Source organism: Aromatoleum toluolicum (assembly GCF_012911005.2).
In the GTDB taxonomy this organism is placed as follows: Bacteria; Pseudomonadota; Gammaproteobacteria; order Burkholderiales; family Rhodocyclaceae; genus Aromatoleum; species Aromatoleum toluolicum.
This window is the reverse complement of record NZ_WTVS01000012.1, coordinates 1-13,800: the sequence shown is the minus strand read 5'-3', so window position 1 is coordinate 13,800 and position 13,800 is coordinate 1. Positions and strand designations below refer to the sequence as shown.

Sequence of the window (13,800 nt, the reverse complement as noted above, 5' to 3'; positions counted from 1 at the left end):
ACATGTCGCGCTGGGCTGCCGACACGGCAAGACCATCGCGGGAACGCAAATCCGCCGCCCTGTGAATACGCACCGCCTTGCGGCGGCGCTCCATGCAAAGCACGGGCTCCCGACCCAGCAAGACGGACTGTCTCCGGTTTTCTTTTCATTATTCGACCGCTGCGTCGCTCGACGACAACTCGCCCCATTCCACCCGGATCGATGTCGCATCCACTTCGCTCGTCCTGAAACCCCATGAACAGTCGATCCTGAGAGCAGGAAAAACCCGACGGCATTCACGCAGGCGATCGTGCGCACACTATGGGTAATCCTCAAGGAAGGGTCCATCCCTCCTTCGGCCGAGCCGGCATAGTCCGGAGCGACTACCGCAGGCGCCCCCAGCTGTTGCGATTACGTCTTCTGGACTATTGACACGGGCAGGCGCCGCAGCGGCGACACCCGGAGAATCGATCGCCACACACTCACGGCTGCGGCGTCATCGTGAGGGCAAAGAACCAGGCATTCCCATCGCTTCCCCCTGCGCGCGCTCGCTGCAACCCCGTCGCGAAACGGCGATCCACCCTCCACGTTCGCGGGGGTGCCCGCGCCGGTCAGTCGTGCGCGGCGGCAGCGAACCCGCTGACCGAAAGGGCCGACCGATCCCCGACCCGGTGCAGGCGCGCGTGCATGCGGCGCAGGCCGAACCAGGTCGCGCCTGCGACCAGCGGCAGCGCCAGCCCGATCGCCTGGTCCACAGGCACGTCCACACCCCAGCCCTTCAGCGCCTTCAGCGCATAGGCGGCGAGGCCGATGCCGTAGTACGAGATCGCGACCACCGACAGCCCTTCCACCGCCTGCTGCAACCTCAGCTGCAGGCGCGCGCTGCGGCTCAGGCTTTCGAGCACGCTCTGGTTCTGCCGCTCTTGCGCGAGATTGACGCGCGTGCGCAGCATGTCGTTGGCCCGGCTCACCTTGTGGGCGAGCGCGTCCTGCCGCGCGGCCACCGACACGCAGCTATCCATCGCCGGCGCGAGGCGCCGCTCCATGAACTCGCCTATCGTCGGCACGCCCTCGATGCGCTGCTCGCGCAGTTCGCCGATGCGCGACTGCACGATACGGTAGTAGGCCTGCGCGGCGCTGAAGCGGTAGCCGGTCGCGTGCGACATCGCACGCATGCGCGCATCCAGCCGCGAGATCTCGTGCAAGAGCTGCTCCGCATCGCCGTCGATCTCGAGCTCGCACATTCGCGCACCGAAACCGCTCAGGTCTTCCTCGATGCCGTCGAGGCGCACGATGCCCTCGCGCGCGAGCGGCAGCGCGAGCAGCGCCATCATCAGGTAAGTCTCGATCTCGCAGATGCGCTGTACGAGTCGCCCCATCTGCGCCTCGCGCAGCCCGGTATCGCGCACCAGGTAGCGTGAGAAGCCGTCCGGGCCGACCTGGAAGTCGGTCCAGATCTCGCCGCCGGAGAGCACGCGGCTGCCGACCAGCGGCGGCATCGGGAACAGTCCGTGCAGACGTTCGTCGGCGAGGTCGAGCGGTTCGCCCGACTCCGCATGGATGTGCGAGGCGACGACGACCGACGCGCCGAGCGATTCGAGCCAATCCATCGGCACGTGACGCATCGCCGTCTGCGCGAAGTCCGCGCCGCCGCGCCCAGGCTCGACGAACGTGAAGGTGGCGAATTCGGTATGCCGCTCCCACTTGATGCGGAAGTGGCCGAAGTCGTGGAAAAAGTGCTGCGCGCCGTCCTTGGGGCCGGATACGCCGAAGCGCGCGCACAGGGCCTGCAGCGTGCGCTCGTGCCAATCGCCACCTTCATCGCAATGGATCGCGAGGTGGGAGACGCGTGCCGGCGCGCCGATGACCATGAAGGGCCGGGAGTGGATCTCGCTCGCGAGCGCGAGCCGCTGCGGGTGATTCAGACTGCGGGGAAGATTCATCGCGGGATGCCGCGGCGGGGCGCGCTGCGCGTCGTCCAGTGCGGAGCCGACGGGCTCCACGCGCCCGCCAGCCGGTCAGTTGTAGCCGAGCACGACCACCGCTGCGAGGTCGCGGCGCTCCGCCTCGACCTGGGTGTCGTAGTCCTCGCAACGCGGATCGACGCGGCGCTTCAACCGGCTTGCGAGCTCGCTGCCGATCTTCGCGCCGGTCTGGCCGGCGATGAATCCGAATTCCTTGAGGGATGCCTGTTGTTGGGGAATCATTGTGCTGTCTCCGATTCGAGCGTCGTGTAAAGAAGGAAAACAATCGGCTTTCCCGGAGCGATGCTCCGCCTTCCCTGTGCGCACCTTGGCGTCGTTTATCGTTATTGGGGTGCCGACTGACCGACGCGAATTCTTGTGCAAGCGCCGGACATGCTCAAACGAAATAAACTACGAAGATCGTGACTCGGAGGAAGTATCCATGCGCCGGCGCATTCCCAGCATCGAGGCGCTCGTTGCATTCGAGGCCGCTGCACGCCACCTGAGTTTCACGCGCGCGGCCGACGCGCTGTCGCTCACGCAGAGCGCGGTATGCAAGCAGATCGCCTCGCTCGAGGACTATCTCGGCGTGCCGCTGTTCAACCGCATCAAGAAGCGCATTTCGCTGACCGAGGCCGGGACGATCTACGCGAAGCGTGTCGCCGAGGACCTCGACCGTCTCGAGCGCCATACGGTCTCGCTGATGTCGCACCGCGGCGAACGCAACGTGCTGGAACTGGCGGTGATTCCGACTTTCGGTTCGCGCTGGCTGATCCCGCGGCTCGCGCAGTTCCATGCGGCCAATCCGGGGATCACGGTGAATCTGACGACGCGCTCGGATCCCTTCGTGTTCACCGAGACGCCGTTCGACGCGGCCATCCATTTCGGGGCGCCGACGTGGCCGGGCGCCATCTCGCATCCGCTGTTCGGCGAAGAGATGGTGCCGGTGTGCAGCCCCGCACTGCTGCGCGACCAGCCCTGCCGCGAACCGCGTGAGCTCGCGCGCCTGCCGCTGCTGCATCAGGTGAATCGCCACGCCGCGTGGCAACGCTGGTTCGAGGCAGCGGGCGTGAAGGACGTGGATGCAATGGGCGGCCCGCGCTTCGATCTGTTCTCGATGCTCGTGGAGGCCGCCTGCGCAGGACTGGGCGTGGCCCTCGTGCCGCGGTTCCTGGCGCTCAGCGAACTGGAATCGGGGCAACTGGTCATCCCCTTCGACCTGCCGCTGCGCTCCGAAATGGGCTACCACCTCGTCTATCCCGACCCGCCGAGCACGAACCCGGCGCTGCGGCGTTTCACCGACTGGCTGCTGGCCGAGGCGGCGGCCTACCGGGGCGCCCAGAACCCGGTCGCGGATCGGGCGGTCTAGCGGCAGCGTACCGGGCCCGCCGCGGACGGCGGACCCGGTATGACTCAGGCAGCCTGCAGTTCGCGGACCGCAGCGCGCGGGGCCGCGCTGACCGGCACCGAACCGAACAGGTTCTTCGGGTCGGCGAGATCGGGGATCAGCGAAATCTCTTCCTCGACGCCCAGCTCGATCGCGAGGTCGCGCATGAAGCGCAGCGCCGAGAAGTCCTCCAGCGCGAAGCCGACCGAATCGAACACCGTCACTTCATCCGCGGCCTGACGCCCCGGAAGCTTGCCGGCGAGCACGTTCCACAGCTCGGTCACTGCGAAGTCCGCCGGCATCTGCTGCATGTCGCCCTCGATGCGCGACTGCGGCTCGAACTCGCAGAACACGCGCCCCATGCGCAACACGTCGGCGTGCAGTTCGGTCTTGCCCGGGCAGTCGCCGCCGACGCCGTTGATGTGCATGCCCGGCTCGATCATGTCGGGCGTGAGAATGGTCGCGTTGGTCTTGTCGGCCGTCACCGTGGTGACGATGTCGCAGCCCTTCACGGCGTCCCTGGTGCTGGCGAAGCGCTTCGCCGACAGGCCCATGCGCTCGAGGTTGCGCATCAGCTTGTCGGTCGCGGCGGCATCGACATCGAACAGGTGGAATTCGGTGATGCCCAGCAGGTGGTGGAAGGCCAGTGCCTGGAACTCGCTCTGCGCGCCGTTGCCGATCAGCGCCATGCGCTTGCTGTCCGGACGGGCCAGCGCACGGGCGGCAAGTGCGGAGGTGGCGGCGGTGCGCAGCGCCGTGGTCAGGGTCAGCTCGCTGACCAGGGTCGGTGCGCCGGTATCGACGTCGGCGAGCACGCCGAAGGCCATCACGGTACTCAGGCCGAAACGATGGTTCTTCGGATGGCCATTCACGTACTTGAAGGAATACAGCGCGTCGTCCGAGATCGGCATCAGCTCGATCACGCCGTCGTCGGAATGGTTCGCGACACGGGCGGTCTTCTCGAACTCGTTCCAGCGCAGGAAGTCCGCACGAATGTAGTCGGCCATACCTGCCAGACAATTCGCGATACCCTTCGCGGCGACGAGCTCGGCAGCGCGCTCGGCGCTCAGGAAGCGGGTGGGGATGCGGTTGCTGGTTTTCATGGTGTCGTCCTCTTTGGTGTCCTGCGATTCTGTGAGGACATCATCGACCAGTTCCGTGTCAATCAAAATATCAAGTACTGTGCTATTTTGATAAAAACCTGATCATTTAGACATACATCTCTGACAGATCGACAAAATGGACACCCTCGACCAGCAACTGATCAGTCTCCTGCGCAACGATGCGCGCATGAGCGTCGCGAACCTCGCGCACAAGCTGAAAGTGTCGCGCGGCACCGTCACGAACCGCATCACCAAGCTCGAGAACGACGGCATCATCGTCGGCTATACCGTCAAACTCAGGCCGGATTCGCAGCCGAACGAGATCCGCGCGTGGATGAGCATCGTCGTCGCCGGCAACGAGACGCGCTCGGTGATCGCGAGCCTGCTCGGCGAACCGGGCGTCGCCGCCCTGCACGACACCAACGGGCGCTGGGACCTGCTCGCGGAATTGCGCGCGGAGAACCTCACGGAACTGTCGAACGTGCTCGAACGCATCCGCCTGATCCGCAGCATCCAGCACACCGAAACCAGCATCCACCTCGCGAGCTACCGCGCCGAAAGTTCCTGAGCGTTGAAGCCGGCCCCCCGTCTTGCGATCCGCGGTCAGTGACGGCGACTCCCTGTCGCACCGATATTTGTATATACATTACGACTTCAGCTCTTGCGCCCGCAAGCAAGCGCACTGACGGGCGCAAGCACACGAGTCCCTCGCACATTCTCAGCCGAACCGCTAACTCAGGCCGGCCTTCACAGAACGCCCACAATCGCAGTTTCTGACTGACGCCAAGAGACTCCCGGACGCTCCGAAACTGCCGCCCGGAATCGGCACAAAAATTCCTTGACGCCTGCGTGTCTCGCTTCTATTGTATATACAACTACACGACACGGAGACGTCACAATGCCCGCCCCCCACTCCCGCCTGCTTTGGCGGGACGTCACGATCTTCGACGGACAACAGGAACTGCCCGCCCCGATGGCGGTACTGGTCGAGAACGGCCACATCGCCAAGCTGTGCCGGACCGGCGCCCTGACCGCCGCCGACACTGACGACGCGCGCGACATGGGGTGCGGCGGCGTGATCACACCAGGCCTAGTCGACTGCCACACCCACCTCGTGTTCGGCGGCAACCGCGCCGACGAATTCGCCCTTCGCCTGGAAGGCGCGGGCTACGCCGAGATCGCGCAGGCCGGCGGCGGCATCCTCAGCACCGTGCGCGCCACCCGCGCCGCCTCCGAGGACGAACTCCTCGCCGCCACCCTGCCCCGGCTCACCGCCCTCGTCGCCGACGGTGTGACCACCGTCGAGATCAAGTCCGGCTACGGCCTCACCGTCGCCGACGAGCTGAAGATGCTGCGCGTCGCGCGGCGCCTCGGCCAAGCACAACACGGCAGCCTGCCCGTGCGCATCGTCACGACGCTGCTCGGCGCCCATGCGCTGCCCCCCGAATACAGCGACGACAAGGATGGCTACATCCGCCTCGTGTGCGACGAGATGATCCCCGCCGCCGCGGCCGAAGGCCTGGCCGACGCTGTCGACGTCTTCTGCGAGGGGATCGCCTTCAGCCCCGCGCAATGCGAGCGTGTGTTCGACGCCGCCGCGCGCCACGGCCTGCGCGTGAAGGCGCACGCCGAGCAACTCTCGAACCTCGGCGGCGCCGCACTCGCGGCCCGCCACGGCGCGCTGTCGGCCGATCACATCGAATACCTGGATGAAGCCGGCGTGCATGCGATGGCCGAAGCCGGCACCGTCGCGACGCTACTGCCCGGTGCCTACCTGACGCTGCGCGAGACGCAATTGCCGCCGGTCGAGGCGCTGCGCCGCCACGGCGTGCCGATCGCGATCGCGACCGACGCCAACCCCGGCAGCTCGCCGCTCTTCATGCCGACGCTGATGCTGAACCTCGCCTGCTCGCTGTTCCGCCTGACCCCGCGCGAGGCGCTGGCCGGCATGACGGCAAACGGCGCCCGCGCGCTCGGGCTGGCCGATACCGGGCGCATCGCCGAGGGTCTGCGCGCCGACCTGTGCGTGTGGGACGTCGCCCGCCCCACCGAGCTCGCCTACGCGGTACAGCCCGGACGCTTGCGCCAGCGCGTGTTCAACGGCGAGATCACGCACGACCGCACACAGGAGCGGCGCGATGAACGCTGACCGCAGCACCATGGCAACCTGGGCCGGGCGCATCGACCCGGAACCCGACAGTCTGCGCTGGCATCAGGTCGTCCGCCCGCTCGACGCCGCCGGTGCGCCCGGCGTCGCCCTCATCGGCTTCGCCTGCGACGAAGGCGTGCGCCGCAACAAGGGCCGTCCCGGCGCAATCGCCGCGCCGGCGGCAATCCGCAAGGCCTTGGCAAACCTCGCCTGGCACCGCCCAAGCCCTGCTTACGACGCCGGCGATGTCGCCTGCGACGACGGCGATCTCGACGCCGCTCAGGCACGCCTTGCCGAGCACGTCACCACCCTGCTCGCCGCCGGCCACTTCCCGATCGTCCTCGGCGGCGGCCACGAGGTCGCCTACGGCAGCTGGCAGGGCCTCGCCGCACACCTTGCCGGCGCCGCCGAAGACACGCCACGCATCGGCATCATCAATTTCGACGCTCACTTCGACCTGCGCGACCCGGCGTACGCGCACTCGTCCGGCACCCCCTTCGCGCAGATCGCCGACGCCTGCGCCACGCGCGGCTGGCCCTTTCGCTACGCCTGTCTCGGCGTGAGCCGCGCCGCGAACACCCGCGCACTATTCCGCCGCGCGGTCGACCTGGAAGTGCTGGTGCGAGAGGACCGCGAGTTCACGCCCTCGAGCCTCGACCGCATCGGTGAGCGCCTCGACGCTTTCGTCGCCGCCTGCGACCACATCTACCTCACCATCGACCTCGACGTCCTGCCCGCCTGCGAGGCCCCGGGCGTCAGTGCCCCGGCCGCCCGCGGCGTGCCGCTCGCGCTGCTCGAACCGCTCGTCGAGCGCGTGCGCGACAGCGGCAAGCTGCGCCTCGCCGACCTCGCCGAGCTGAACCCCGACTTCGACATCGACAGCCGGACCGCCCGCGTCGCAGCGCGCCTGATCCATCTGTTGACCCTGAACGGCTGAAGTCACGGCCGTCTTTTCATAGAAGCACACCGGAGGAGACCCGCATGACCCCGACCCATCGACACGCCCCGCCTGCGCCAGGCCGCAGTATCCGCCCCGCCACGCAGGGCGAGCCGACGCCCCGGCGCCAAGGAGCGCGATGATGGCCGAACAAATCTCGCTGAGCGTCGCGCCAGCGCGAACCCATACGCTCGCCCGCCTGCTGGGCTACAGCCTGATCGGCCTGGTGCTGTTCTTCCTGCCCGTCGACATCGCCGGCCGCTCGACCATCCTCCTCGACCATGCCGCGAGCTTCCTGCTCAAGGAGGCGCGGCCGCTCGTGATCGGCATCGCGCTCGTGCTGATGGGCTACGGCGCGATCCATCCCTGGGTGAGCGGTGCGTGGCGCCACAACGCGGTCGCGATGGCGTTCTCGGTGTTGAAGGTGCTGGGCCTCGCGATCGGTATCGCCTTCCTGTTCAGGGTCGGCCCCGAGGCGGTGTACGCGCCCGGCATGCTGCCCTTCCTGTTCGAGAAGCTGGTGCTGCCGCTCTCGCTGATCGTGCCGCTGGGTTCGCTCGCGCTGGTGTTCCTGATCGGCTTCGGCCTGCTGGAGCTGATCGGCGTGCTGATGCAGCCGGTGATGCGGCCGATCTGGCGCACGCCGGGCAAGTCCGCGATCGACGCCGTGGCGTCCTTCGTCGGCAGCTACTCGGTGGGCCTGCTCATCACCTCGCGCATGTACGCCCAGGGCCACTACACGCTGCGCGAAGCCGCGATCATCGCCACCGGCTTCTCGACCGTGTCGGCCCCCTTCATGGTGATCGTCGCCAAGACGCTCGACCTGATGCCGGAGTGGAACCTGTACTTCTGGGGCAGCATGGCGGTCACCTTCGCCGTCACCGCGGTGAGCGCGCGCCTGTATCCGCTGTCGCGCCTGGCGAGCGAAGGCCCGCCCGATCCGGAACTGCCGCCCGGCCAGAGCCGCCTTCAGGCCGCGTGGCACGCCGGCGTCACCCAGGCGCAGAGCGCCCCGTCGCTGTCCGCCGCGCTGCGCGAAACCTTCGCCGACGGCGTACGCATGACCGCCGCGATCCTGCCGAGCATTCTCGCCGTCGGCCTGTTGGGCCTGCTCGCCGCGAAGTACACGCCGCTCTTCGACGTCATCGGCCTGCTGCTCTACCCGGTCACCTGGGCCTTCGGCCTCGCCGAACCGATGACGGTCGCCCGCGCGATCGCCGCCGGCCTCGCCGAGATGTTCCTGCCGGCGATGCTCCTGAAGGACGCCGACGTCGTCGTGCGCTTCGTCGCCGCCACGGTGTCGGTGAGTAGCGTGCTGTTCCTCTCGGCCTCGATTCCCTGCGTGCTCGCCACGCGGATTCCCATGCGCCTGCGCGACCTGCTGCTGGTCTGGCTGCAACGCACCCTTTTGAGCCTCGCGTTCGCCATTCCGCTGGCCCAGTTCGCACACCACCTCGGCTGGCTCTGAGCGCCATTCCGATCAGACGAAACAAGGAGACCCCGATGAGCAAACTCCGTGACACCGAAATCCGCGCCCCGCGCGGCACCGAGCTCAGCGCAAGGAGCTGGCTGACCGAAGCGCCGCTGCGCATGCTGATGAACAACCTCGACCCCGAGGTCGCCGAGAATCCGAAGGAGCTCGTCGTCTATGGCGGCATCGGCCGCGCCGCACGCGACTGGGCCTGCTTCGACAAGATCGTCGAGGTGCTGCGCCGTCTCGAGGACAACCAGACCCTGCTGATCCAGTCCGGCAAGCCGGTCGGCGTGTTCGAGACCCACCGCGACGCGCCGCGCGTACTGCTCGCGAATTCCAACCTCGTGCCCGCGTGGGCGACCTGGGAGCACTTCAACGAGCTCGACCGCAAGGGCCTGATGATGTACGGCCAGATGACCGCCGGCTCGTGGATCTACATCGGCTCGCAGGGCATCGTGCAGGGCACCTACGAAACCTTTGTCGAGGCCGGGCGCCAGCATTACGGCGGCGACCTCAAGGGCCGCTGGGTGCTCACCGCGGGCCTCGGCGGCATGGGCGGCGCACAGCCGCTCGCCGCGACGCTCGCCGGCGCGTGCTCGCTCAACATCGAATGCCAGCAGTCGCGCATCGACTTCCGCCTGCGTACCGGCTACGTCGACGAACAGGCCACCGACCTCGACAATGCGCTGGCCCGCATCGAACGCTACACGCAGCGCGGCGTCGCCAAGTCGATCGCCCTGTGCGACAACGCCGCCGAGATCCTGCCCGAGCTCGTGCGCCGCGGCGTGCGCCCGGATATGGTGACCGACCAGACCAGCGCCCACGACCCGCTGCACGGCTACCTGCCGATCGGCTGGACCTGGGACGACTACGTCGCGCGCGGCAAGACCGAGCCCGAGGCCGTCGTTGCCGCCGCGAAACACTCCATGGCCCGGCATGTGCGCGCGATGCTCGCCTTCCAGCAGATGGGCGTCCCCACCTTCGACTACGGCAACAACATCCGCCAGATGGCGCTCGAGGAAGGAGTAGAGAACGCCTTCGACTTCCCCGGCTTCGTCCCCGCCTACATCCGCCCGCTGTTCTGCCAGGGCATCGGCCCCTTCCGCTGGGTCGCGCTCTCGGGCGATCCCGAGGACATCTACAAGACCGACGCCAAGGTCAAGGAACTGATCCCGGACAACCCGCATCTACACCACTGGCTCGACATGGCGCGCGAGCGCATCAGCTTCCAGGGCCTGCCGGCACGCATCTGCTGGGTCGGCCTGAGAGACCGCGCCCGCCTCGGCCAAGCCTTCAACGAGATGGTCGCGAAAGGCGAGCTCAAGGCCCCTATCGTGATCGGTCGCGACCACCTCGACTCCGGTTCGGTCGCGAGCCCCAACCGCGAGACCGAGAGCATGCTCGACGGCTCGGACGCCGTGTCCGACTGGCCGCTGCTCAACGCGCTGCTCAACACCGCCGGCGGCGCGACCTGGGTGTCGCTGCATCATGGCGGGGGCGTCGGCATGGGCTACTCTCAACATGCGGGCGTCGTGATCGTCGCCGACGGCACGCCCGAAGCCCACGCCCGTCTCGGTCGCGTGCTGCGCAACGACCCGGGCACCGGAGTGATGCGCCACGCCGACGCCGGCTACGACCTCGCCCGCGACTGCGCCCGCGAAAACGGCCTGGACCTGCCGATGCTCGACGCCGTGAAAGGAGCCTGAGGTGACCGAAATGACCTTCGAGCCGAGCATTGAACTCACGCTCGTCCCTGGTGAGCTGACGCTGGCCCAACTGCGCCTGGCCTACCAGCAGACGATCCGCGTGACATTGCCCGAAGCCGCCTCCGCGCCGATCGAGCGCAGCGTAGCCTGCGTGCGCCGCGTCATCGACGAGGACCGTACCGCCTACGGCATCAACACCGGCTTCGGCCTGCTCGCCCAGACCCGCATCGCCCACGCCGACCTCGAAACCCTGCAGCGCTCGCTGGTGCTGTCGCACGCCTGCGGCGTCGGCGAGGCGCTCGACGACGCAACCGTGCGCCTGATCATGCTGCTCAAGGTGAACAGCCTCGCGCGCGGCTTCTCCGGCATCCGCCGCAGCGTGATCAACGCCCTGATCGCGCTGCTCAACGCCGGCGTCTATCCCGAGATCCCGGCGAAGGGTTCGGTCGGCGCCTCCGGCGACCTCGCCCCGCTCGCCCACATGTCGTTGGTACTGCTCGGCGAAAGCCGCGCCCGCCATCGCGGCCAATGGCTGCCGGCCGTCGCGGCACTCGCCGTCGCCGGCCTCGAACCGCTCACGCTCGCCGCCAAGGAGGGCCTCGCGCTCCTCAACGGCACTCAGGTGTCCACCGCCTACGCGCTGCGCGGTCTCTTCGACGCCGAGGACCTCTTTGCCGCCTCCACCGTCTGCGGCAGCCTCACCGTCGAAGCCGCGCTCGGCTCGCGCGTGCCCTTCGACGCCCGCATCCACGCCGCGCGCGGCCAGCGCGGGCAGATCGACGCCGCCGCGGCCTATCGCCACCTGCTCGAAGAAACCAGCGAGATCGCGCAGTCGCACGTCGCCTGCGGCAAGGTGCAGGATCCCTACTCGCTGCGCTGCCAACCGCAGGTCATGGGCGCCTGCCTCACGCAGATCCGCCAGGCCGCCGAAGTGCTCGCGGTCGAAACCAACGCGGTCTCCGACAACCCCCTTGTGTTCGCGGAGGACGACGACATCCTCTCCGGCGGCAACTTCCACGCCGAGCCGGTGGCGATGGCCGCCGACAACCTCGCCCTGGCGCTCGCCGAGATCGGCGCGCTTGCCGAACGGCGCATCTCGCTGATGATGGACAAGAACATGTCCCAGCTGCCGGCTTTCCTCGTCGCCAACGGCGGCGTCAATTCCGGCTTCATGATCGCGCAGGTCACCGCCGCGGCACTCGCCAGCGACAACAAGGCCCTCGCGCATCCGGCCAGCGTCGACAGCCTGCCGACCTCGGCGAACCAGGAAGACCACGTCTCGATGGCCCCCAACGCCGGCCGCCGCCTGTGGGCGATGGCCGACAACGTGCGCGGCATCCTCGCCGTGGAATGGCTCGCGGCCTGCCAGGGTCTCGACTTCCGCGACGGGCACAAGAGCTCGCCCAGGCTCGAGGAAGCCCGCGCCGCATTGCGCGCGCGAGTGTCCTTCTACGACGTCGACCGCTTCTTCGCCCCGGACATCGCCGCCGCGACCGAACTGCTCGCCGCACGCACCCTGTCCCCCCTCATGCCACCCGCACTCCTGCCCTCGCAGGCCTGAAGCTCAATGCCCCCAACCGATGCACCACCGCGTGAACCTTGCCCGGCCCTCCCATTCATATTGCATGCCGATTGATCCCGGCCGGTTGTATCATGGCGAAATCGCATCAGCCACAAGAGGAATGGCCGTGGCCAGCCCCGCCCCCCGCTACCGCCAGATCGAGGAATTCCTGCTCGAAAAGATTCGCAGCGGCGCATATCCGATCCATCATCAGATCCCGCCAGAGGAACAGCTCGCCCGCGATTTCGGCGTCAGCCGCATGACCGCCAACAAGGCGATCCGCGATCTCGTGCAGGGCGGCTACCTCGTGCGCCAGCCAGGCCTCGGCACTTTCGTCACCGACCGCAAGGCCGAATCCTCGCTGCACGAAGTCCTCAACATCGCCGCGGAAGTCCGCGGCCGCAACAACACGTACAGCAACACGGTGCTGCGCTGCGAAGCCATCGAGGCCGACGACGAAGTCGCCCTGCGTCTCGGCGTGCGCCTCGGCACGCGCGTCTTCCGCACGACAATCGTGCATCGCGAGAACGACATCCCGATCCAGTTCGAGGAGCGCTTCGTCAATCCGAAGTGGGTCCCCGGCTACCTCGACACCGACTTCTCGCGCCACACGCCCAACGAGGTCCTCGTCGCAGCCTGCCCGATCTCCGACGTCGAGCACGTGGTCGAGGCAGTTCTCCTGGACGCACAGACCGCCGCCGCGCTCGACACCACGACCGCCACCCCCTGCCTGCTGATGATCCGCCGCACCTGGTCCGACGAACACCTCATCAGCTACGCGCGGCTCACTCACCCGGGCGACCGCTATAAACTGCGCTCCTCGATGCACTACCGACCCTGAACGCCGCGCACGCCCGACATGGGAACGTGGCCGGCAGCGCACACTCACTCCTCGGTCACCGCCATCACCATCCACGCCACCCCGAAGCGGTCGGAGAGCATCCCGAAACGCGGAGACCAGAAGGTCTTTTCGAGTGGCATCTGCACCTGCCCACCGTCGGCCAGCGCCCCGAACACCCGCTCGACTTCCGCGACGTCGGGCAGACCCACCGTCAGTGCGAACCCCTGGAAACCCGGCTGGCCCGTGCATCGACCATCCGACACCATCACCGCGGTGTCGCCGAAACGCAAGTTCGCGTGCATCACCTTGTCTTCGGATCCCGCCGGCAGGGTGCCCGGCGGCGGAGGATCCGGACTTTCTCGAAAGCGCATCAGCATCGTCACCTCTGCACCGAGCACCTTGCGATAGAACTCGATCGCCTCCTCGCAACGGCCATCGAAGAACAGATACGGCTCAACCTGCATCTCACACCTCCTTGGAGAACGCGACCACGCCCGCGCGCGGCACCTCACGCGATAGGCTGCTCCTCGTGGCCACCTAGCGCGTCGAACCGGACGCTACGTTGCGTTATAGTAAGCCCCCGGGCAACCCGTCTTGACGTGGCTGTTCAGCCGTTCGAAGGCTGCCAGCGATGAGGCAGCAACTCACCAAGGCGGCTGTGAGGCTGACTGGGCAGGCGTGCGAGGACGTTCTTCAGAT

The 13,800-nt window shown here is 67.7% G+C and carries 12 protein-coding genes; 8 read left to right on the top strand and 4 right to left on the bottom strand.

What is annotated here, in order from left to right; all coding sequences use genetic code 11:
- Positions 1-590: 590 nt before the first annotated feature.
- Together GPA27_RS07455 and GPA27_RS07450 are read right to left on the bottom strand one after the other, a co-directional pair.
- Entirely contained in the window at positions 591-1,922 is a 1,332-nt protein-coding gene (locus tag GPA27_RS07455; RefSeq protein ID WP_169139083.1) for a DUF3422 family protein, read from the bottom strand.
- A 75-nt stretch (positions 1,923-1,997) separates the two neighbouring features.
- Positions 1,998-2,186 carry a hypothetical protein gene (locus GPA27_RS07450; protein ID WP_169139081.1) on the bottom strand — a complete coding sequence of 63 codons (189 nt, stop codon included), beginning with the start codon at positions 2,184-2,186 and terminating at the stop codon, positions 1,998-2,000.
- A 199-nt stretch (positions 2,187-2,385) separates the two neighbouring features.
- Between GPA27_RS07450 and gcvA the strand changes: the two genes are divergently transcribed.
- The gene (gene gcvA / locus GPA27_RS07445) at positions 2,386-3,312 is read left to right on the top strand and encodes a transcriptional regulator GcvA (protein ID WP_169139079.1); all 927 of its coding nucleotides are present in this window, start codon (positions 2,386-2,388) and stop codon (positions 3,310-3,312) included.
- Positions 3,313-3,356: 44 nt separating this feature from the next.
- On the opposite strand, the gene ocd is transcribed toward gcvA, so the two are convergent.
- Positions 3,357-4,433, bottom strand: coding sequence for an ornithine cyclodeaminase (gene ocd / locus GPA27_RS07440; RefSeq protein WP_169139077.1), 1,077 nt, complete (start codon positions 4,431-4,433; stop codon positions 3,357-3,359).
- Positions 4,434-4,569: 136 nt separating this feature from the next.
- On the opposite strand from ocd, the gene GPA27_RS07435 reads away from it, so the two are divergent.
- The 7 genes from GPA27_RS07435 to hutC all read left to right on the top strand — a co-directional run bounded on the left by GPA27_RS07435 (position 4,570) and on the right by hutC (position 13,101).
- Entirely contained in the window at positions 4,570-5,001 is a 432-nt protein-coding gene (locus GPA27_RS07435) for an Lrp/AsnC family transcriptional regulator (protein ID WP_169139075.1), read from the top strand.
- A 330-nt stretch (positions 5,002-5,331) separates the two neighbouring features.
- Complete coding sequence (gene hutI / locus GPA27_RS07430) at positions 5,332-6,582, top strand: imidazolonepropionase (protein ID WP_169139073.1); 1,251 nt, start codon at positions 5,332-5,334, stop codon at positions 6,580-6,582.
- On the top strand, positions 6,572-7,519 hold the full coding sequence (gene hutG / locus GPA27_RS07425) for a formimidoylglutamase (RefSeq protein WP_169139071.1): 948 nt from the start codon (positions 6,572-6,574) through the stop codon (positions 7,517-7,519). Before hutI ends, hutG begins: the two co-directional genes overlap by 11 nt.
- Positions 7,520-7,661: 142 nt before the next feature.
- Positions 7,662-8,987, top strand: coding sequence for a YjiH family protein (locus tag GPA27_RS07420; RefSeq protein ID WP_169139069.1), 1,326 nt, complete (start codon positions 7,662-7,664; stop codon positions 8,985-8,987).
- A gap of 35 nt (positions 8,988-9,022) precedes the next feature.
- Complete coding sequence (gene hutU / locus GPA27_RS07415; RefSeq protein WP_169139067.1) at positions 9,023-10,699, top strand: urocanate hydratase; 1,677 nt, start codon at positions 9,023-9,025, stop codon at positions 10,697-10,699.
- 10 nt (positions 10,700-10,709) lie between these two features.
- Positions 10,710-12,260 carry a histidine ammonia-lyase gene (gene hutH, locus GPA27_RS07410; protein ID WP_211164887.1) on the top strand — a complete coding sequence of 517 codons (1,551 nt, stop codon included), beginning with the start codon at positions 10,710-10,712 and terminating at the stop codon, positions 12,258-12,260.
- Between the two features lie 121 nt (positions 12,261-12,381).
- Positions 12,382-13,101 (top strand): histidine utilization transcriptional repressor HutC, encoded by a 720-nt coding sequence (hutC, locus tag GPA27_RS07405; RefSeq protein WP_169139065.1) that lies wholly within the window; start codon positions 12,382-12,384, stop codon positions 13,099-13,101.
- Between the two features lie 44 nt (positions 13,102-13,145).
- On the opposite strand, the gene GPA27_RS07400 is transcribed toward hutC, so the two are convergent.
- Complete coding sequence (locus GPA27_RS07400; RefSeq protein ID WP_169139063.1) at positions 13,146-13,565, bottom strand: VOC family protein; 420 nt, start codon at positions 13,563-13,565, stop codon at positions 13,146-13,148.
- Positions 13,566-13,800: the final 235 nt, after the last annotated feature.

Coding starts and splice junctions, on each gene's coding strand:
- GPA27_RS07435 (WP_169139075.1), top strand. CDS start 4,570: ATGGACACCCTCGACCAGCAACTGATCAGTCTCCTGCGCAACGATGCG.
- hutC (WP_169139065.1), top strand. CDS start 12,382: ATGGCCGTGGCCAGCCCCGCCCCCCGCTACCGCCAGATCGAGGAATTC.
- hutI (WP_169139073.1), top strand. CDS start 5,332: ATGCCCGCCCCCCACTCCCGCCTGCTTTGGCGGGACGTCACGATCTTC.
- GPA27_RS07455 (WP_169139083.1), bottom strand. CDS start 1,922: ATGAATCTTCCCCGCAGTCTGAATCACCCGCAGCGGCTCGCGCTCGCG.
- GPA27_RS07400 (WP_169139063.1), bottom strand. CDS start 13,565: ATGCAGGTTGAGCCGTATCTGTTCTTCGATGGCCGTTGCGAGGAGGCG.
- hutG (WP_169139071.1), top strand. CDS start 6,572: ATGAACGCTGACCGCAGCACCATGGCAACCTGGGCCGGGCGCATCGAC.
- hutU (WP_169139067.1), top strand. CDS start 9,023: ATGAGCAAACTCCGTGACACCGAAATCCGCGCCCCGCGCGGCACCGAG.
- GPA27_RS07450 (WP_169139081.1), bottom strand. CDS start 2,186: ATGATTCCCCAACAACAGGCATCCCTCAAGGAATTCGGATTCATCGCC.
- GPA27_RS07420 (WP_169139069.1), top strand. CDS start 7,662: ATGGCCGAACAAATCTCGCTGAGCGTCGCGCCAGCGCGAACCCATACG.
- hutH (WP_211164887.1), top strand. CDS start 10,710: ATGACCTTCGAGCCGAGCATTGAACTCACGCTCGTCCCTGGTGAGCTG.
- gcvA (WP_169139079.1), top strand. CDS start 2,386: ATGCGCCGGCGCATTCCCAGCATCGAGGCGCTCGTTGCATTCGAGGCC.
- ocd (WP_169139077.1), bottom strand. CDS start 4,433: ATGAAAACCAGCAACCGCATCCCCACCCGCTTCCTGAGCGCCGAGCGC.